This is a genomic window from Pseudomonas sp. LBUM1653 (genome assembly GCF_059716115.1).
This window is the reverse complement of record NZ_CP166803.1, coordinates 214,450-233,617: the sequence shown is the minus strand read 5'-3', so window position 1 is coordinate 233,617 and position 19,168 is coordinate 214,450. Positions and strand designations below refer to the sequence as shown.

Below are 19,168 nucleotides of genomic sequence, written 5' to 3'. Positions count from 1 at the left end.
AACAGTAGCTCAAGGAGCGATATGACGCGGGGCTTGGGGGGATTCATTCAGTGGAGAATGGGGTGAAAGCCAATATCTCGATACGGCTTGAAAACATTCGCGAGCAGGCTCGCTCCCACAATTGGAATGCATTTCCCTGTGGGAGCGAGCCTGCTCGCGAAGAGGCCAGCTCAGTCAGCGAAGATTTGAGACCCTACTTCTGCGCCCCATCATCCAGCTGCAGATTCGCCTGGGTCAGGTTGCTGCCCGCCGGTACGCTGCGGGTCAGCCAGACATTACCGCCAACGGTCGAGCCCTTGCCGATGGTGATCCGGCCCAAAATCGTCGCCCCGGCGTAAATCACCACGTCATCCTCGACGATCGGATGCCGCGCCTGGCCCTTCTGCAACTGGCCGTCTTCGTCCGCTGGAAAGCGCTTGGCACCCAAGGTCACCGCCTGATAAATCCGCACCCGCTCGCCGATGATCGCGGTCTCGCCGATCACCACACCGGTCCCGTGGTCGATGAAGAAACTGCGGCCGATCTGCGCGCCTGGGTGAATGTCGATGCCCGTGGCCGAATGTGCGATTTCTGCGCTGATCCGTGCCAGCAAAGGCAAGCCGGCGCGATATAGATGGTGGGCGAGGCGATGGTGAATCACCGCCAAAATGCCGGGATAGCACAGCAGCACTTCATCGACGCTACGCGCCGCCGGGTCACCGTGATACGCCGCCAGAACGTCGGTGTCCAACAGGCTGCGCAGCCCTGGCAACGCGAGGGCGAAGTCCTGAATGATCTGGATGGTTTTAGCCTCGACTTCAATGTCTGCCTGGGTACTGTGGCGAGCGGCGTAGCGCAACTCCAGTCGCGCCTGAGCCAGCAACGCATTCAACGCCACATCGAGGGTGTGGCCGACATAGAAATCCTCACTCTCTTCGCGCAAGTCCACCGGTCCCAGGCGCATCGGGAACAGCGCACCGCAGAGCGCTTCGAGAATGTCCGCCATGGCCGCCCGCGACGGCAACTCGCGACCACCCTGCTCACCGCTGGCGCGGCCGTTTTGTGCACGCCACTGCTCACGTGCCGTGCGCAGTTGGCTGACGATGGTTTGCAATTGCCAATGGCTGGAACGCTCACTCACGGTAAAAACTCCTCACGGGCGGCCGGACTGTCGGGCCGCACTGTCGGCGATTACTTTACGGCAAGGCCCGCAAGCCAAATTAAGAACCAATTGTGCTGTGCTAAGCACAATTGGCTATAAGCGATTGTCGGTTGCCCCGACAAAGTGGCGTGCCTATAGTCCAGAGATATTCCACCGCCAGTACGGACCCATGATCAAACAACAGCTTGCCCGCTTTAATCGTCTCGACCTGCTCGGTCAGCCCACCGCCCTGGAAAAACTCGAACGCCTGTCGGCCTGGCTGGGGCGCGACGTCTACGTCAAACGCGATGACCTGACCCCGCTGGCGATGGGCGGCAACAAGCTGCGCAAACTTGAATACCTGGCAGCCGATGCCCTGGCCCAGGGCGCCGATACATTGATCACGGCAGGGGCGCTGCAGTCCAACCATGTGCGCCAGACCGCGGCCATCGCAGCCAAGTTGGGTCTTGGCTGCGTCGCGCTGCTGGAAAACCCGCTGGGCACCGACGACGCCAACTATGTCGGCAACGGCAATCGGCTGTTGCTGGACCTGTTCGATGCCAAGGTCGAGCTGGTAGAAAACCTGGATAACGCCGACGAGCAATTGCGATCCCTGGCTGCCCGTCTACGCAGCAACGGCAAGAAGCCGTATCTGGTGCCGATCGGCGGCTCGAATGCGCTGGGCGCCCTGGGTTATGTGCGAGCCGGGCTGGAACTGGCCGAGCAGATCAAGGACACCGGGCTGAATTTCGCCGCCGTCGTCCTGGCCTCGGGCAGCGCCGGGACTCACAGCGGCCTGGCGTTGGCCTTGAGCGAAGCATTGCCGGATTTGCCAGTAATCGGCGTCACGGTTTCGCGCAGCGATGAAGATCAGCGACCAAAAGTACAGGGCCTGGCCGAGCGTACCGCCGAGTTGCTGGGGGTGACGTTGCCGGCGAGCTTGAAGGTCGAGTTGTGGGACGAGTATTTCTCGCCGCGCTATGGCGAGCCCAACGCCGGGACACTGGCAGCGGTGAAGCTGGTGGCCGGTCAGGAAGGCCTGTTACTGGACCCTGTCTACACTGGCAAGGCCATGGCGGGGTTGTTGGACGGGATTGGACGTCAGCGTTTCGATGAGGGTCCGATCATCTTCCTGCACACCGGTGGGGCGCCGGCGTTGTTCGCCTATACAAGCTTTTTGTAAGAGCCAAAGATCAAAAGATCGCAGCCTGCGGCAGCTCCTACAGGGGTACACCAATCCATGTAGGAACTGCCGCAGGCTCAGGCAATGCATATTCTCTAAAGAAATAATAAAAATAGAATTTATTATTTTCTAATCTAAAAGCGCCATCATATAGTCATGCCCCAGGCGAATTTGTAACGAGACGCGTGAGCTGCTTTAAGGCAGGATATCGCAGTCGTCCAAATCCCGAATTTGCCAACTTTCCTTAAGCGTCTTCCATAAGAAAACACAGGGGCTTGTCATGAATTTTTCCGCACTACGTCGAAATCTGCTGGTGGGTTCGCTGGGCCTGGCACTCAGTGCCGGCCTGATCGGCCAGACAGTGGCCGGTGAGCAACTGCAACAAATCAAGGACAAAGGCGTGATCAACGTCGGCCTGGAAGGCACCTACCCACCGTTCAGTTTCGTCGACGCCGACGGCAAGCTGACCGGCTTCGAAGTCGAATTCTCCGAAGCACTGGCCAAAGAGCTGGGTGTGAAGGTCAAACTGCAACCGACCAAATGGGACGGCATCCTCGCGGCGCTGGAATCCAAGCGTCTGGACGCCGTGATCAACCAGGTGACCATCTCCGAAGAGCGCAAGAAGAAGTACGACTTCTCCGAGCCCTACACCGTGTCCGGGATTCAGGCGCTGGTACTGACCAAGAAAGCCGCCGAGCTGAACATCAAGTCCGCTGCCGACCTGGGTGGCAAGAAAGTCGGCGTGGGCCTGGGCACCAACTACGAGCAGTGGGTCAAAGCCAATGTCCCGACCGCTGACGTGCGCACTTACGAAGATGATCCGACCAAGTTCCAGGACCTGCGTGTCGGCCGTATCGACGCCATCCTGATCGACCGTCTGGCCGCGCTGGAATACGCCAAGAAAGCCAAGGACACCACCGCAGCCGGAGAAGCGTTCTCCCGTCAGGAAGCCGGTATTGCCCTGCGCAAAGGCGAGCCTGAACTGCTGGCGGCCGTGAACAAGGCCATCGACAAGCTGCGCGCCGACGGTACGCTGAAAAAGCTTTCGGAAAAATACTTCAGCGCTGACGTCACCCAATAATGGAAGAAGCTTTTCAACTCGCACTGGACTCCCTGCCCTTCCTGCTCAAGGGGGCGTACTACACGGTCGTCTTGAGCCTGGGCGGGATGTTCTTCGGCCTGCTAATGGGTTTCGGCCTGGCGTTGATGCGCCTGTCGCGCTTCAAGCTGGTGAGCTGGATCGCCCGCATCTACGTGTCGTTCTTTCGCGGCACGCCGTTGCTGGTGCAACTGTTCGTGATCTATTACGGCTTGCCGCAATTGGGCATGGAACTGGATCCACTGCCGGCGGCCCTGATCGGCTTCTCGCTGAATATGGCTGCCTACGCCTGCGAAATCCTGCGTTCCGCGATCAGCTCCATCGAGCGCGGCCAGTGGGAAGCCGCTGCCAGTATCGGTATGACCCGTGCGCAAACCTTACGCCGGGCCATCCTGCCGCAAGCGATGCGTACCGCATTGCCGCCGCTGGGCAACAGCTTCATTTCGCTGGTCAAGGACACCGCGCTGGCGGCCACGATTCAGGTGCCGGAGCTGTTCCGTCAGGCGCAGCTGATCACCGCCCGAACCTTCGAAGTATTCACCATGTACCTTGCCGCCGCGCTGATCTACTGGGTCCTGGCCACGGTGCTGTCGCACCTGCAGAACCAGCTGGAAGCACGGGTCAATCGGCACGACCAGGAGTCCTGACCCCATGATTGTCGTGGAAAAACTGACAAAGCAGTTCAAGGGTCAAGTCGTGCTCAACGGCATCGATCTGCAAGTGAAGGAAGGTGAGGTGGTGGCGATCATCGGGCCAAGCGGCTCGGGCAAGACCACCTTCCTGCGCTGCCTGAACTTCCTCGAAGAACCCACCAGCGGCCGGATTAAGGTCGGCGACATCGAGATCGATACCAGCCGCCCGTTGAACCAGCAGCAAAGCCTGGTGCGACGTTTGCGCCAGCACGTGGGCTTCGTGTTCCAGAACTTCAACCTGTTTCCCCACCGCACCGCCCTGGAAAACGTTATCGAAGGCCCGATCATCGTCAAGAAGATCGCGCACGCCGAGGCCGTAGCCCTGGGTAAAAAGCTGTTGGCCAGGGTCGGCCTGGCAGGCAAGGAGGACGCTTACCCGCGCCGCCTTTCCGGTGGTCAGCAACAGCGTGTGGCGATTGCCCGCGCGCTGGCGATGGAGCCGGAAGTGATCCTGTTCGATGAACCGACCTCCGCGCTCGACCCCGAGCTGGTGGGCGAAGTGCTGTCGACGATTCGCAGCCTGGCCGAAGAGAATCGCACCATGGTCATCGTCACCCACGAAATGGGCTTCGCTCGCGATGTGGCCAATCGTGTGGTGTTTTTCGACAAGGGTGTGATCGTCGAACAAGGCGAATCCAAGGCGTTGTTTGCCAACCCCAAGGAAGAACGCACGAAACAGTTTCTCAGCAAGTTCCTGAACAACGCACACAACTAAAAACCCTCGCAACACCGGTCAACTTCCACGGATGGAAGTTACACCTCCGCGTACAAAATCTTACTCTTACATAATTAAATGCATGTGCACGACAAGCACACTTTGTCAGTGTGCTCGATACATATATGTATTGCGCAACAGATTTGCCGAGTGAACAATCGACCGGACCAAGTGCCGGCAAATTACGCCACCCCCTCAAAAAACGGCACTCTGAGCAGGTAAATTCGACGCATCAGGACGGCTTATTAACTGCAGTGCGTAGGAGTTTTCTGAATAGCATCCAATGTTCTGTTTAACTAATCCACTCTATTGACACTTACTCCAGCGCACTCTTATCTGTCTCCTGCCAACAGCACTGATCACGCTCAATCATTATTTCAAATCAAATAATGGACGGTTTTGCTGTTCGAGCTCGCGTTTCATTTCCGAAACGGACTTCATTGCAAAACATCAAGGAGACTTCCATGACAAGCACCTCAAATAAAACCGGACTTGCCGCCCCGACTCTGGTGCAATCGCACAAGGCCGGAATCAACCTCGCCTCGGCAACACACTTGCTGATCGAGGTGCCGCCCTACCCCGCGATGGATGAAGGCGACCTGATCGAACTGTTCTGGGACAACTGCTACGTCGCCTCCAGAGTCCTGATGGCCAATGAGATCGGCCAACCCGTTCAGCTACGGGTACCCGAGAGCTTTATCGCCAGTGGCTTTTCTCGCGTTCACTATCGAGTCATGCAAATAGGACAAGCACCGATCGTATCGCCCGCCCGGCGCGTGCAGTCCAAACTCGAGTGTCCCGGTGGCCAGGTGTCTGCACGCAGTGGCGACGAGAACCAGAGCCTGGCCCCGGTAAACATTCCCGGAACGATTCTCCGCCAGGGGGTGAACCCCAACCAGATCAAGCGCGGCGTGCCGGTGACCATCGAGCCGTACCTGAACATGGCCGCCGATGACGAAATCACCCTGCGCTGGGGCGATGCTCGCATGGATTTGCCCCCGCTCAAGGAAAGTGATGTGGGCCAGCCGGTTCAGGTCTGGGTGCCACCGGCGATCATTCTTGAAGCCGGCGAAGACCTGCGACTGGAGGTGACTTACTGCATCCTCGATCGCGTAGGCAATAACTCGCGCTGGGCACCAACACGCAATCTGAAAATCGGCTGCGCCAATCCTTACCTCAAAGTTCTGAAAAAAATGCCTCTCATGGCCGCAGAACCTCGTCGACGATGAGGTCGTGCTTCGACCATCTTATTGACCTTCTATGCATATTCCTAAAAGTTAGTTCAAAAATAATTTATACACGTTTATGGTATATAAACCGGACCACCGGACATTCTTGTTTTCGTTCGCCGCACCCCGCGGCGTTTCCATGAGATGTGAGGTAGGTATGGTCCGGAACACAATCACCCCAGTGCAGATCGCCAGGGCATTGCGTGTAGCCAAGGAGTGGCACTGATGTCCAGTCTGGCTGATGCAATCGTCCAGAGTGACCTGGACATCGCCCCATTGTTGTTGCCCGCGCAAGTGCTGCGCAATGACGCTCAAGCCATCAAGGCCGCCTTTGAGCTGGCGCAAGTCGCTCGTCTGCAAGCAGCCAGGCGCGACCAGCAACGCAAACTGCCGTGGTCGGAAATCGAACAATTCACCCGAAGCGGTCTGGGCAGCATTGCCATTCCCCGTGAGTACGGTGGCCCACAGGTTTCATTCGTCACCCTGGCCGAGGTTTTCGCGATCATTTCCGCGGCGGACCCGGCCCTGGGGCAGATTCCACAGAACCAGTTCGGCATCCTGAACCTGGTGCTCGGCAGCGCCACCGAGGTGCAGAAAAAACAGCTGTTCAAAAGCGTCCTCGAAGGTTGGCGAATCGGTAATGCCGGGCCGGAACGTGGGGCTAAAAACACCCTTGAACTCAAGGCGCGCATCACCGCCGATGGCGATGGCTTTGTCCTCAATGGGCAGAAGTTTTATTCCACCGGCGCGCTGTTCGCGCACTGGGTCGCGGTCAAGGCGCTCAATGACGACGGCAAGCAAGTGCTGGCCTTCGTTCGTCGCGGTACGCCGGGGCTGCGCATCGTCGATGACTGGTCCGGTTTCGGCCAGCGCACCACCGCCAGCGGCACCATTTTGCTCAACAACGTGCGGGTCGACGCCGAGCTGGTGGTGGATAACTGGAAGATCAACGAAACGCCCAATACCCAGGGCGCGGTTTCGCAACTGATCCAGGCCGCCATCGATGCCGGCATCGCCAGGGGCGCCCTTGATGACGCCATCGAGTTCGTGAAAACCCGCGCTCGGCCATGGGTCGACGCCAACGTTGAACGGGCCAGCGATGACCTGTACGTCATTGCCGATATCGGCAAGCTGAAAATCGAATTGCACGCCGCCGAAGCACTGCTGCGCAAGGCCGGGCAGGTGCTCGACCAGGTGAGTGCCGCGCCGCTCACTGCCGAGTCCGCCGCCCGCGCTTCGATTGCCGTCGCCGAAGCCAAAGTGTTGACCACCGAGATCTCGTTGCTGGCCAGCGAAAAGCTGTTCGAGCTGGCCGGCAGTCGCGCCACCCTTGCCGAATTCAACCTCGACCGCCACTGGCGCAACGCCCGGGTGCACACCCTGCACGACCCGGTGCGCTGGAAGTATCACGCGGTTGGCGCCTATTACCTGAACGGCACATTGCCCGCTCGCCACTCCTGGATTTAACGACCAGACATCTGGAGAAACACATGACCATTTCTCAACACGTCGCGGTCATCACCAGCGATGAGCAAGCTCTGATCGTCGCCAGCGACCTGGCCGAAGATTTCAAACGCGATAGCGCCCTGCGCGACCGTGAACGCCGTTTACCACACCCGGAACTGGAAGTGTTTTCCCGCTCGGGTCTGTGGGGCATCAGCGTGCCGAAGGAATACGGCGGCGCGGGCGTTTCCAACGTCACCCTGGCCAAGGTCATCGCCCTGATCGCCCAGGCGGATGGCTCCCTCGGGCAAATCCCGCAGAACCATTTTTACGCGCTGGAAGTGCTGCGTGTGAACGGTAGCGAAGAGCAGAAAAAGCGCCTGTACGCCGAAGTATTGGCTGGCCAGCGCTTCGGCAATGCACTCGCCGAACTAGGGACTAAAACTGCCCACGACCGCGTCACCAGCCTGACACGCGACGGGAATGGCTATCGCATCAACGGCCGCAAATTCTACGCCACCGGCGCGATCTACGCCCAGCGCATTCCAACTTCGGTGATCGATGAAAACGGTGTGCAGCAACTGGCATTCGTCCCGCGCGACAGCAAAGGCCTGACCGTAATCGACGACTGGAGCGGCTTCGGCCAGCGCACCACCGGCAGCGGTTCGGTGGTGTTCGAAGATGTCTACGTTGCCGCCGAAGACGTGATCCCGTTTCAAAGCGCTTTCGAGCGCCCGACACCGGTCGGCCCGCTGGCGCAGATTCTCCATGCCGCCATCGACACCGGCATCGCCCGCGCAGCGTATGAAGATGCGCTGCATTTCGTGCGCACCAAAACCCGGCCCTGGATCGATGCCACCCATGAAAAAGCCACCGACGACCCACTGACCATCAAGAGTTTCGGCCACTTGAGCATTCGTCTGCACGCTACCGAAGCCTTGCTCGAACGCGCCGGTGAATTCCTCGACAAGGCCCAGGCCGACACCAACGCCGAGAGCGTCGCCGCCGCGTCAATCGCCGTCGCCGAGGCCCGCGCCATCAGCACCGAAATCTCCCTCGCCGCCGGCACTACGTTGTTCGAACTGGCCGGCAGCCAGGCAACCCTCATCGAGCACGGTCTGGATCGCCATTGGCGCAACGCCCGGGTGCATACCCTGCACGACCCGGTGCGCTGGAAGTATCACGCGGTCGGCAACTACTACCTCAACGATGAAAACCCGCCGCTGCGGGGGACCATCTGATGGCCGACGCGAAAAAGAAGATCTTGCTCAACGCGTTCAACATGAACTGCATCGGGCACATCAACCACGGCTTGTGGACGCATCCACGGGATACTTCGACCCAGTACAAGACGATCGAATACTGGACCGAACTGGCGCAGTTGCTCGAGCGCGGGCTGTTCGACGGTTTGTTCATCGCCGACATCGTCGGCGTCTACGACGTCTACCAGAACTCGGTGGACGTGCCGCTCAAAGAGTCGATCCAGCTGCCGGTCAACGACCCGTTGCTGCTGGTTTCGGCGATGGCTGCGGTGACAAAAAACCTTGGCTTCGGCCTCACCGCCAACCTCACCTACGAGCCGCCGTACCTGTTCGCCCGGCGCATGTCGACGCTGGATCATTTGAGCCGCGGTCGGGTGGGCTGGAATATCGTCACCGGTTACCTCGACAGCGCCGCCAAGGCCATGGGCCTGCGCGAACAAGTCGAGCATGACCGCCGCTACGACCAGGCCGATGAATACCTGGAAGTGCTCTACAAACTCTGGGAAGGCAGCTGGGAAAACGGCGCGGTACTCAACGATCCGCAGCAACGGATCTACGCTGCACCTGAAAAAGTGCACAAGGTCGAGCACAAAGGCGAGTTCTATCAGGTCGAGGGTTACCACCTGTGCGAACCGTCACCGCAGCGCACACCGGTGCTGTTCCAGGCTGGCAGTTCAGATCGCGGTTTGCTGTTCGCCGGGCGACATGCCGAGTGCGTGTTCATCAGCGGTCAGAACAAGCCGTCGACCAAGGTTCAGGTGGACAAGGTCCGCGCCAGCGCCGTCGAGGCCGGGCGTAATCCTGAGGACATCAAGGTGTTCATGGGTCTGAACGTGATTGTCGGCGCCACCGAAGAGCTGGCCTGGGCTAAGCACGCCGAATACCTGAGCTACGCCAGCGCCGAGGCCGGCGTGGCGCATTTTTCGGCCTCCACCGGCATCGACTTTTCCGAGTACGCCATCGACGAACCGATCCAGTACGTCAAGAGCAACGCCATTCAGTCGGCCACCAAAAACCTGCAGAACAACGACTGGACCCGACGCAAATTGCTCGAGCAACACGCCCTCGGTGGCCGCTACATCACCGTGGTCGGCTCGCCTGAGCAAGTGGCCGACGAGCTGGAATCATGGATCGCCGAAACCGGCCTGGACGGCTTCAACCTGACGCGGATCGTCACGCCGGAAAGCTATGTGGATTTCATTGAGCTGGTGATCCCGGAGCTGCAGCAGCGTGGGTCGTACAAGACGGCTTACGACAACGGCTCTTTGCGCGAAAAGCTGTTTCACGGCGAGGCGCATTTGCCTGAGCAACATACGGGATCGGCGTTTCGCCGCTAAAAAGCATCGCGAGCAAGCTCGCTCCCACAGGGGTCGTGTGAACACCGCAGATCCAATGTGGGAGCGAGCTTGCTCGCGATGAGGCCCGCCCAACCACCACACATTCAATGCACTGACTGGAAAACTATCATGACCAAGATCCACTTCTCTAACCCAGTCAAAGCACTGGCCCTGGCCCTAGGCCTGTTCACCTCTGCGGTTTTCGCCGCCGACGCGCCATTGAAAATCGGCACCACCGCCGCCTTCGCCATTCCTCTGGAAGCGGCGGTAGAAGAGGCCGGCAAACAAGGCCTGAAAGTTGAATTGGTGGAGTTCACCGACTGGATCGCGCCCAACGTCAGCCTCGCCGCCGGCGACATCGATGTGAACTACTTCCAGCACATCCCGTTCCTGGAAAACGCCAAGAACGCCTCCGGGTTTGACCTGGTGCCATTCGCACCGGGGATCATCAACAACGTCGGTCTCTACTCGAAGAAATACAAAAGCTTCGACGAGCTGCCGCAAGGCGCCAGCGTGGCCATCGCCAACGACCCGATCAACAGCGGTCGTGGCTTGCAGCTGTTGGCCAAGGCCGGGTTGATCACGCTTAAACCGGGTGTCGGCTACAAGGCCACCGAAGAAGACATCATCGCCAACCCGAAGAAAATCAAAATCCTCCAGGTCGAAGCCGTGCAACTGGTACGGGCCTATGACGACGCCGATCTCGTCCAGGGCTACCCGGCCTATATCCGCCTGGCGAAAACCTTCGACGCCGGTTCTGCCCTGCTGTTCGACGGCCTCGACCACAAGGAATACGTGATCCAGTTCGTGATCCAGCCGAAAAGCAAAACCGACCCGCGCCTGATCAAGTTCGTCGACATCTACCAGCACTCGCCGGCCGTTCGCACAGCCCTGGATAAAGCCCACGGCAAGCTCTACCAAGCCGGTTGGGAGAGCTGAGCATGACGGCTGCGATCCAACGGCAACTGGATATTCCAGAGCCTCAGAAAGCCCAACAGACCGAACTGCACCCGGACCTGAACCGTGCTCACGTGCGCTTCATCGGCCTGGGCAAAACCTACGACGGCAAGCAAGGTCCGGTGGCGGCGCTGCAAGGCATCGACCTGGCGATCCAGCGCGGTGAAGTGTTCGGCATCATCGGCCGCAGCGGCGCCGGCAAGTCGTCGCTGATCCGCACCATCAACCGCCTCGAACAACCGACGTCGGGTCGAGTGTTGATCGATCAAGTGGACATCGGCGAGTTCGATGAAGACCGTTTGGTGGCGCTGCGCCGGCGCATCGGCATGATCTTTCAGCACTTCAATCTGATGTCCGCCAAGACGGTTTGGCAGAACGTCGAGTTGCCGCTGAAAGTCGCCGGTGTACCCAAGGAAAAGCGCGAGCAGAAGGTTCGTGAACTGCTGGAACTGGTGGGTCTGCAAGCCAAACACAAGGCTTACCCGGCGCAACTGTCCGGCGGGCAGAAACAGCGCGTGGGCATCGCTCGGGCGCTGGTTCACGACCCGGCGATTTTGCTGTGCGACGAAGCCACTTCGGCACTGGATCCGGAGACCACGCAATCGATCCTCGGCCTGCTGCGCGAGATCAATCAGCGCCTGGGCCTGACGATCATTTTGATCACCCATGAAATGGCGGTGATCCGCGAGATCTGTGATCGCGTCGTGGTCCTTGAACATGGACGGATCGTTGAACAGGGGCCCGTCTGGGAAGTCTTCGGCAACCCGCAGCATGAGGTCAGCAAGACCTTGCTCGCGCCACTGCAACACGCCCTGCCGCCAGAACTGCAAAGCCGCTTGCATCAACAACTGCAGTCCGCGGAAGACGCAGTGGTACTGCGCCTGCAGTTCACTGGAACGGCCCACGCCGAACCAGACCTTGCCGCACTGTTCGGTGCCCTCGGTGGTCACGTGCGATTGCTGCAAGGGGGCGTTGAACGGATTCAAGGCCATGCACTCGGGCAGCTGCTGCTGGCGGTGACCGGATCGACCCTCGGTGCCGAAGAACTGCGTCAACGCGCTGGCCACTGGGCGCAACAGGTAGAGGTGTTGGGTTATGTGGTTTGATCGCTTGCTGCAGGGCAGCATCGACACGTTTCTGATGGTCGGTGTGTCGTCGTTGATCGCACTGCTGGCGGGGATTCCGCTGGCGGTGATCCTGGTCACCAGCTCCAAGGGCGGCATCTACGAAGCGCCAGCGCTGAACCGTGCGCTGGGTGCCTTCGTGAACCTGTTCCGCTCGATTCCGTTCTTGATTCTGATGGTGGCGTTGATTCCGTTTACCCGGTTGATCGTCGGTACCACGTACGGCGTGTGGGCGGCCGTGGTGCCGTTGACCATCGCTGCCACGCCGTTCTTTGCGCGCATTGCTGAAGTCAGCTTGCGCGAGGTCGATCACGGCTTGATCGAAGCGGCGCAGGCCATGGGCTGCCGACGTGGGCACATTGTCTGGCATGTGTTGTTGCCTGAGGCGTTGCCGGGGATTGTCGGGGGATTCACGATCACATTGGTAACGATGATCAACTCATCGGCCATGGCCGGGGCGATTGGTGCCGGTGGGCTGGGGGACATTGCGTATCGGTATGGTTATCAGCGGTTCGATAGCCAGATCATGCTGACGGTGATTGTGTTGTTGGTGGCATTGGTGGCGGTGATTCAGCTAGGTGGGGATCGGTTGGCTCGTGGCCTCAACAAACGCTGAGCACAGTAGACGTTGCGATGCTTTTTGTGGCGAGGGGATTTATCCCCGTTCGGCTGCGCAGCAGTCGCAGAGCCTGCAGACCCGATTTACCTGACACACCTCATTGAATGTTTTGGGGGTCGCTGCGCGGCCCAACGGGGATAAATCCCCTCGCCACAGGAGCGTCTTCTCCACAGGTAATCTCCGTTGCTTTTGGGGAGTTTTTCTCACAGAACTCTACGTCGCCGATCTGCTGAGCTGTGCCTCGGTCACGGTGTATCAATGTGGCGACCATCTCAAGGGCGCCGACCGTGCAATGGTGTTCTCGGTCTGGCATTTGCGAGTCATTGACATCGCCTTCGCGGGCAAGTCGGATCTGATGGCGTATATTCGGCAGATCCCAATTGCCTGCGCAGCCGACCATGAAACAGACCCCCGACGACCTCGATCAGATCACCGCCACCACCCTGGGCCATTACAACTCGGTGGCCGAAGGTTTCCGTGAAGGCACCCGCGATCACGATGTCAGCCAGAACATCGACGCCCTATTGCGCCACATTCAAGGCGAGCCACCGTTCGACATTCTCGATTTTGGCTGTGGTCCCGGTCGTGACCTGCAGACCTTTACGCACATGGGCCACACACCGGTCGGTCTCGATGGCTCGGAGAAGTTCGCGCAGATGGCCCGTCAGGACAGTGGTTGCGAGGTCTGGCAGCAGGATTTTCTGAAACTGAATTTGCCGGACGAGCGCTTTGACGGGATTTTTGCCAATGCGGTGCTGTTTCACATCCCGCGTCAGGAGTTACCGCGGGTGTTGAAGGAGCTGCGTGCGGCGTTGAAGCCGGGTGGTGTGTTGTTCAGTTCCAATCCCCGTGGCGAGAACCAGGAAGGCTGGAACGGGCCGCGATATGGGGCGTATCACGATCTTCAGGCGTGGCAGCAGTTGCTGACCGAGGCGGGGTTTGTGGAGCTGGAGCATTACTACCGGCCGGCGGGGCTGCCGCAGGAGCAGCAGCCTTGGTTGGCGAGTGTCTGGCGTAAGCCTGCGTAGCCAGTGCGGACGCCATCGCGAGCAAGCTCGCTCCCACAGTTGATCGCATTCCACCTGTGGGAGCGAGCTTGCTCGCGATGAGCGCGCAGCGCTCGCCTTACTGCACTTCTTTCTTCGGCTCGCGAATCCTGTACCAGGCCACATACAGCGCCGGCAAAAACAGCAGCGTCAGCAAGGTGGCGACTATAATACCGCCGATCATCGCGTAGGCCATAGGCCCCCAGAACACCTCCCGGGCAATCGGGATCATGCCCAGGCTCGCCGCCGCCGCGGTCAGCAGGATCGGTCGCCGACGATGTTCGGTGGCTTCCACCACGGCATCCCAGGGTGAAGAACCTTCAGCCACGAACGCGTCGATCTGGGTCACCAGGATCACCGAGTTGCGGATGATGATGCCGATCAGCGCCAATATGCCGAGGATCGCCACGAAGCCCATCGGCGTTCCGGTCGGCACCAGCGCCAGCACCACGCCAATCAGGCCCAGCGGCGCGACGCTGGCCACCAGGAACATCTTCTGCACGCTGTGGAGCTGAATCATCAGGAAGGTGGCCATCAGGAACACCATCAACGGCACGACCTTGTTGATCGGCCCTTGGGCCTTGGCGCTTTCCTCCACCGTACCGCCCGTAGCGACCTTGTACCCTGCCGGCAATGAGGCGGCGAATTTGTCGATGTCCGGCTTGAGCTGTGTCACCAGATCGGTTGGTTGAATATCACCGATGACCGCCGTCTTGATGGTGATCGTCGGTTTGCGGTCGCGACGCCACACCAGCGGTTGCTCGAGTTCGTAGCGCACAGAGGCAAACGCCAGCAGTGGAATCGAGGTGCCGCCCGGCGTGAGGATCTGCAGGTTTTGCAGGGTATCCGGTGAACCCCGCTCGGCGTCCACGGCGCGGCCGACCACGTTGATCAGGTAGATGTCGTCGTCGACCTGGGTCACCGTCGAGCCGCTGACGATGCTGTTCATCAGGTTCGCCACGTCTTCGGACGACAAGCCAAGCTGGCGCGCCTTGTCCTGGGCGATGTCGATGCGCAGCACCTTGCCTGGCTCGTTCCAGTCGAAGATGATTTCGCCGATGTGCGGATTCTTGTCCAGTTGGCTGGCCAGATCGATAGCGTGCTTGCGCACCTGGTCGATTTCCGGGCCGCTGACGCGGTACTGGATCGGCCGCCCCACGGGTGGGCCCATCTCCAGCGCTTGCACGAAACTGCCGATGCCGACGAAGTCTTTGCGCAGGCGTTCGCGCAGGCGGTCGCTGAGGGCTGCGCGCGTCTCGAAGTCTTTACTCACAATCACCAGCTGTGCGTAGTAAGGGTTCTGCAGTTGCTGGTCGAGTGGCAGGTAGAAACGAATCGCGCCCTGGCCGATGTAAGTACTCCAGCGCACGATGTCGGGATCGCCCTTGAGGGTCGCTTCAAGCTTGTCCACGGCTTTGCGGGTTTCATCGATGGAAGCATTTTGAGGCAGGTTCAGATCCACGAGGATTTCCGGGCGATCCGAGGCCGGGAAGAACTGGTTCTGCACAAAGCGCATGCCGACCACCGACAACCCGAACAACAGCACCGTAATGCCGATCGCCCACCAGCGGTTGCGCATGCTCCACAGCAGGCCGCCATTGAAGGCCCGCCCGAGGCGCCCTGGCTCGGCCGCGTGCGGCTTCAGCTTGGCGCTGAGGATGTGCACGCCGATCACCGGGGCGAACAGCACCGCCACCACCCACGAGACCATCATGGCCACGGCAATCACCGCAAACAGGGTGAAGGTGTATTCACCGGCCGAGCTGCCATTGAGGCCAATGGGTACGAAACCCGCCACCGTCACCAGGGTGCCGGTGAGCATCGGGAAGGCGGTCGAGGTGTAGGCAAAGGTCGCGGCCTGCTCCTTGGTATCGCCCAATTCCAGGCGCGAGACCATCATCTCGACAGTGATCATCGCGTCATCCACCAGCAGGCCCAGCGCGATGATCAGCGCACCGAGGGAAATCCGCTGCATGGTGATGCCGCTGTATTCCATGAACACAAACACCATCGCCAGCACCAGCGGGATCGAGCACGCCACCACCAGACCCGCGCGCACGCCGAGGCTGATGAAGCTGACCACCAAAACGATCACCACGGCTTCGAACAACGCACTGGTGAACCCGCCTACGGCTGCTTCCACCACGACAGACTGATCGGACACGTTGTGTACGCCGACGCCCACCGGCAGATTGGCCGTCAGCTCGCTGATCCGCTGGTGCAGGGCCTTGCCGAAGTCTTGGATGTTGCCACCCGTTTGCATGGCGATCGCCAGGCCGATGGCTTGCTGGCCATTGAAGCGAAACTCCGGGGTCGACGGGTCGACGTAACCACGGCGGATCTCGGCGATGTCGGCCAGCCGATAGAAGCGGTCATTGAGCCGCAGGTTGACGTTGGCCAGATCCTTCTCGGAAATAAACTGCCCGGACGTGCGCACGGAGATCCGCTCCGGACCGGCTTCGATAACCCCGGCCGGGGTCACGGCATTCTGGGTCTGCAGGCTTTGTACGACTTGCTGTTCGTCGATACCCAGCGCCGCCAGTTTGCGTGTCGAGAAATTCAGGTAGAGGACTTCGTCCTGTTGGCCGACCATCTCGATTTTGCCCAACCCCGGCACACCACGGATATCGGCGCGCGCCTGCTCAACGTAGTCTCGCAACTGGCGCAACGACAGGCCGTCGGCGGTAAAGGCGTAGATCGAGCCGAACACGTCACCGAACTCGTCGTTGAACGACGGGCCCTGAATGCCCTGGGGAAATGAGTAGCGAATGTCGCCGATCTTCTTGCGCACCTGGTACCAGATTTCCGGAATGTCCTTGGCCTTGGTGGTGTCGCGCAAATACACGTAGACCGTGGATTCGCCGGGGCGGGTATAGCTTTTCACGTAGTCGAGGGAATCAAGCTCTTCGAGTTTTTTCTCGATACGGTCGGTGACCTGCTTGAGGGTTTCTTCCTGGGTCGCACCGGGCCAACGGGTCTGGATCACCATGGTCTTGATGGTGAACGACGGGTCTTCCTCGCGACCCAGGTTCAGGTACGAGAACACGCCCATCAATAACGCGACGAACATCAAATACCAGACGAACGACTGATGTTTGAGGGCCCATTCGGATAAATTGAAACTCCCTTTCATTGTGGGCTGCCCTCGTCGACTCTCACTTTTTGCCCCGGTTTGAGGCTGTTCACACCGGCACTGACGACTCGCTCGCCGGCCTTGATATCATTAGCCAGCACCACCGTAGTTTGCGTACGGCTGACGATGCTGACATCCCGCGGGGCAACAGTTTGCGTCTGTGCATCGATGACCCAGACGCGGCTTTTGCCGTCGACCTCCTGCAATGCGCTCAGGGGCAGTTCGATGCGCGGCTTGACCGCGCTTCTCAAGGTCACGCTGATCGCCGTCCCGAGGCGAAACGCGGGCGGTGTCTCGGTCAGCGTCAGACGCGCGCGCCGGGTGCGGGTCGCACTTTCGGCCTGGGGTTCGATTTCACGCACAATGGCCGTGGTGGCAATACTCGGGTTCAGTTGCGAGGCGACTTGAAACACCACGTCGGCGGGCAACTGGTCGACCAGCGTGTCGGGCAGGTCGATCACCGCTTCCTTGATATCCGGCTGCGCCAGGGTCACTACCTGCTGGCCGGCGGTGACGACTTGCCCGGCTTCGGCACTCCACGCCGTGACCACCGCCTTATGATCGGCGCGCAACTCAACATAGTTGAGCTGATCCCTGGCCTGGCTGACCGCGGCCCTGGCCTGATCGAGCGAGGCCTGGGTGGTTTTCAGGTCGGTGATTGCGCTGTCGAGTTGCGCCTGTGAGCCCACCCCGCGATCGAACAATTGCTGCTGTCGCCTCGCGCTGGCCTGGGCGTTGATGAGTTGCGCCTGGATACTCGCCAGGTCGCCCTCGGCCGAACGCAACTGATTCTGCTGATCGGTGGGATCGAGGGTGGCAAGCAAGGCGCCTTTGTCGACTTCGGCACCGACATCGACGCTGCGACTGGCGATGCGCCCAGGCACACGGAAGCCGATATTGCTTTCATAACGGGCCTGGATGCTGCCGGCGAAACGCCCGAGATTTTCCTCGTTCAGTGCCTTCACCTTGATGGACAGCACCGGACGCACCGGCTCCGGGGCGGGTTCTTCTTTCGAGCAGGCCACCAGCATCACACCGGCGAACACCAGTAACAGACGCTTCATGGCTGAGCCCCCGCGGACAAGTCCTTGTAGGTGTCTTCGGCGATTTCCACCTTCACACCGGGGTGCAGCAACTGGCCGCCGGCGATGACGACTTTTTCACCGCCGGTCAGCCCGGCGCTAATAATGACTTTACCGGTCAGGTAGCGGCCAACCTTGACGTTGTGCAATTGCGCCTTGCCCTCGCCATCCACCAGCCATACCGCGGGCTCGCTGACATTTTTGGTCAGCGCCGACCACGGCAGCTCGACGGCGGATTTGCCCCGGGTATTGGCGGTGGCACTCACCACCGAGCCCAACTGCATCCCTGGTGGCAAGGCGTCGAGGGTAACCTTGACCTGCACCGTACCCGTTTGCTCGGAGACGGCCGGGGTGACTTCGCGCACGGTCCCGGTGGTTTTGATCGCCGGATTATCCAGCAAGCTGACCACCACCGCCCTATCCGACGGTGGCTCGGCCAGCAGCGACTCGTAGACGTTAAACACCGCATCCCGATCACCGTCCCGGGCCAGGCTGAAAATCGGTACCGTGGCCTGCACCACCTGGCCGACCTCGGCCTGCCGCGCGGTGATCACGCCCGGCGCGTCGGCAATCAACGCGGTGTAGCTCAATTGCTCACGGGCGTTGGCCAGTTGCGCCTGGGCCGCCGCCAGCGAACTTTGGGTGCTGCGCAAAGCAGCTTGGGCGGAATCGTATTCGCTTTGGCTGGTATAGCCCTTGGGCAACAGCTTTTGCTGGCGCACGAAGGCCGCGGCGTTCTGAGTGACCTTGGCCTGCTCGGCGACGACCTGGGCCTGGGCCGAATCGACGTTGGTCTGCAGGTCCTTGGGATCGAGCCTGGCAAGCACCTGCTTGGCCGAAACCCGGTCACCGACATCCACCGTACGCTGGATGATCTTGCCGCCGACGCGGAACGACAGCTCGGTCTGCACCCGGGCCTGGACATCACCGGTCAGCGTGATGTTGACGGCGTAGTCGGCCAGTTTGACCTCTTGCACGAAAACCCGGGGCCGGTCCTTCTCGACCGGCTTCTCTTCGTCGCAAGCGCTCAGCAAAGCCAACAGGCTCAGGCCAAGTGCTATTTTCAATCCGGGACCAGCCATGCAGACTCCTTTGCGTTTAACGGGCGCGATTCGTCTGTCAGCTTA

Annotated in this window: 16 protein-coding genes and 1 pseudogene; 13 read left to right on the top strand and 4 right to left on the bottom strand. The window is 60.1% G+C overall.

What is annotated here, in order from left to right; genetic code table 11:
• Positions 1 to 193 precede the first annotated feature (193 nt).
• Complete coding sequence (gene epsC, locus ACA054_RS01090; protein ID WP_497687824.1) at positions 194 to 1,120, bottom strand: serine O-acetyltransferase EpsC; 927 nt, start codon at positions 1,118 to 1,120, stop codon at positions 194 to 196.
• Between the two features lie 190 nt (positions 1,121 to 1,310).
• Here epsC and ACA054_RS01085 point away from each other — a divergent pair, with 190 nt between their 5' ends.
• From ACA054_RS01085 to ACA054_RS01025, 13 genes and pseudogenes are all read left to right on the top strand, one after another.
• Positions 1,311 to 2,303, top strand: a complete 993-nt coding sequence (locus ACA054_RS01085) for a D-cysteine desulfhydrase (protein ID WP_497687823.1) — start codon at positions 1,311 to 1,313, stop codon at positions 2,301 to 2,303.
• A gap of 280 nt (positions 2,304 to 2,583) precedes the next feature.
• Positions 2,584 to 3,384, top strand: a complete 801-nt coding sequence (gene tcyJ / locus ACA054_RS01080; RefSeq protein WP_274075078.1) for a cystine ABC transporter substrate-binding protein — start codon at positions 2,584 to 2,586, stop codon at positions 3,382 to 3,384.
• Positions 3,384 to 4,049 carry a cystine ABC transporter permease gene (gene tcyL, locus ACA054_RS01075; protein WP_497687822.1) on the top strand — a complete coding sequence of 222 codons (666 nt, stop codon included), beginning with the start codon at positions 3,384 to 3,386 and terminating at the stop codon, positions 4,047 to 4,049. Before tcyJ ends, tcyL begins: the two co-directional genes overlap by 1 nt.
• A gap of 4 nt (positions 4,050 to 4,053) precedes the next feature.
• A complete protein-coding gene (gene tcyN, locus ACA054_RS01070; protein ID WP_497687821.1) occupies positions 4,054 to 4,809 on the top strand; it encodes an L-cystine ABC transporter ATP-binding protein TcyN in 756 nt (251 codons plus the stop codon).
• A gap of 464 nt (positions 4,810 to 5,273) precedes the next feature.
• Complete coding sequence (locus ACA054_RS01065; RefSeq protein ID WP_497687820.1) at positions 5,274 to 6,038, top strand: hypothetical protein; 765 nt, start codon at positions 5,274 to 5,276, stop codon at positions 6,036 to 6,038.
• A 225-nt stretch (positions 6,039 to 6,263) separates the two neighbouring features.
• Positions 6,264 to 7,505: an SfnB family sulfur acquisition oxidoreductase gene (locus ACA054_RS01060; RefSeq protein ID WP_497687819.1), complete on the top strand. Its 1,242-nt coding sequence runs from the start codon at positions 6,264 to 6,266 to the stop codon at positions 7,503 to 7,505.
• A gap of 23 nt (positions 7,506 to 7,528) precedes the next feature.
• On the top strand, positions 7,529 to 8,722 hold the full coding sequence (locus ACA054_RS01055) for an SfnB family sulfur acquisition oxidoreductase (RefSeq protein ID WP_497687818.1): 1,194 nt from the start codon (positions 7,529 to 7,531) through the stop codon (positions 8,720 to 8,722).
• A complete protein-coding gene (locus ACA054_RS01050) occupies positions 8,722 to 10,080 on the top strand; it encodes an LLM class flavin-dependent oxidoreductase (RefSeq protein WP_497687817.1) in 1,359 nt (452 codons plus the stop codon). The genes ACA054_RS01055 and ACA054_RS01050 overlap by 1 nt, the downstream gene beginning before the upstream one ends.
• Positions 10,081 to 10,209: 129 nt before the next feature.
• Positions 10,210 to 11,019: a MetQ/NlpA family ABC transporter substrate-binding protein gene (locus ACA054_RS01045; protein WP_497687816.1), complete on the top strand. Its 810-nt coding sequence runs from the start codon at positions 10,210 to 10,212 to the stop codon at positions 11,017 to 11,019.
• A gap of 2 nt (positions 11,020 to 11,021) precedes the next feature.
• Positions 11,022 to 12,143 (top strand): methionine ABC transporter ATP-binding protein, encoded by a 1,122-nt coding sequence (locus ACA054_RS01040; protein WP_497687815.1) that lies wholly within the window; start codon positions 11,022 to 11,024, stop codon positions 12,141 to 12,143.
• Positions 12,133 to 12,777, top strand: a complete 645-nt coding sequence (locus ACA054_RS01035; RefSeq protein WP_497687814.1) for a methionine ABC transporter permease — start codon at positions 12,133 to 12,135, stop codon at positions 12,775 to 12,777. Before ACA054_RS01040 ends, ACA054_RS01035 begins: the two co-directional genes overlap by 11 nt.
• Positions 12,778 to 12,985: 208 nt before the next feature.
• Positions 12,986 to 13,129 (top strand): annotated as a pseudogene (locus ACA054_RS01030) (DUF6124 family protein); the annotation flags it as partial.
• Between the two features lie 49 nt (positions 13,130 to 13,178).
• The gene (locus tag ACA054_RS01025; RefSeq protein ID WP_497687813.1) at positions 13,179 to 13,808 is read left to right on the top strand and encodes a class I SAM-dependent methyltransferase; all 630 of its coding nucleotides are present in this window, start codon (positions 13,179 to 13,181) and stop codon (positions 13,806 to 13,808) included.
• A gap of 97 nt (positions 13,809 to 13,905) precedes the next feature.
• On the opposite strand, the gene ACA054_RS01020 is transcribed toward ACA054_RS01025, so the two are convergent.
• The 3 genes from ACA054_RS01020 to ACA054_RS01010 are packed head-to-tail and all read right to left on the bottom strand — an operon-like array spanning position 13,906 to position 19,123.
• Positions 13,906 to 16,959: an efflux RND transporter permease subunit gene (locus tag ACA054_RS01020; protein WP_497687812.1), complete on the bottom strand. Its 3,054-nt coding sequence runs from the start codon at positions 16,957 to 16,959 to the stop codon at positions 13,906 to 13,908.
• Entirely contained in the window at positions 16,956 to 18,023 is a 1,068-nt protein-coding gene (locus ACA054_RS01015; protein WP_497687811.1) for an efflux RND transporter periplasmic adaptor subunit, read from the bottom strand. Before ACA054_RS01015 ends, ACA054_RS01020 begins: the two co-directional genes overlap by 4 nt.
• On the bottom strand, positions 18,020 to 19,123 hold the full coding sequence (locus tag ACA054_RS01010; protein WP_497687810.1) for an efflux RND transporter periplasmic adaptor subunit: 1,104 nt from the start codon (positions 19,121 to 19,123) through the stop codon (positions 18,020 to 18,022). The genes ACA054_RS01015 and ACA054_RS01010 overlap by 4 nt, the downstream gene beginning before the upstream one ends.
• Positions 19,124 to 19,168 lie beyond the last annotated feature (45 nt).

Coding starts and splice junctions, on each gene's coding strand:
- ACA054_RS01010 (WP_497687810.1), bottom strand. CDS start 19,123: ATGGCTGGTCCCGGATTGAAAATAGCACTTGGCCTGAGCCTGTTGGCT.
- ACA054_RS01085 (WP_497687823.1), top strand. CDS start 1,311: ATGATCAAACAACAGCTTGCCCGCTTTAATCGTCTCGACCTGCTCGGT.
- tcyL (WP_497687822.1), top strand. CDS start 3,384: ATGGAAGAAGCTTTTCAACTCGCACTGGACTCCCTGCCCTTCCTGCTC.
- ACA054_RS01050 (WP_497687817.1), top strand. CDS start 8,722: ATGGCCGACGCGAAAAAGAAGATCTTGCTCAACGCGTTCAACATGAAC.
- ACA054_RS01025 (WP_497687813.1), top strand. CDS start 13,179: ATGAAACAGACCCCCGACGACCTCGATCAGATCACCGCCACCACCCTG.
- ACA054_RS01065 (WP_497687820.1), top strand. CDS start 5,274: ATGACAAGCACCTCAAATAAAACCGGACTTGCCGCCCCGACTCTGGTG.
- ACA054_RS01020 (WP_497687812.1), bottom strand. CDS start 16,959: ATGAAAGGGAGTTTCAATTTATCCGAATGGGCCCTCAAACATCAGTCG.
- ACA054_RS01035 (WP_497687814.1), top strand. CDS start 12,133: ATGTGGTTTGATCGCTTGCTGCAGGGCAGCATCGACACGTTTCTGATG.
- ACA054_RS01060 (WP_497687819.1), top strand. CDS start 6,264: ATGTCCAGTCTGGCTGATGCAATCGTCCAGAGTGACCTGGACATCGCC.
- ACA054_RS01045 (WP_497687816.1), top strand. CDS start 10,210: ATGACCAAGATCCACTTCTCTAACCCAGTCAAAGCACTGGCCCTGGCC.
- ACA054_RS01055 (WP_497687818.1), top strand. CDS start 7,529: ATGACCATTTCTCAACACGTCGCGGTCATCACCAGCGATGAGCAAGCT.
- ACA054_RS01015 (WP_497687811.1), bottom strand. CDS start 18,023: ATGAAGCGTCTGTTACTGGTGTTCGCCGGTGTGATGCTGGTGGCCTGC.
- ACA054_RS01040 (WP_497687815.1), top strand. CDS start 11,022: ATGACGGCTGCGATCCAACGGCAACTGGATATTCCAGAGCCTCAGAAA.
- tcyN (WP_497687821.1), top strand. CDS start 4,054: ATGATTGTCGTGGAAAAACTGACAAAGCAGTTCAAGGGTCAAGTCGTG.
- tcyJ (WP_274075078.1), top strand. CDS start 2,584: ATGAATTTTTCCGCACTACGTCGAAATCTGCTGGTGGGTTCGCTGGGC.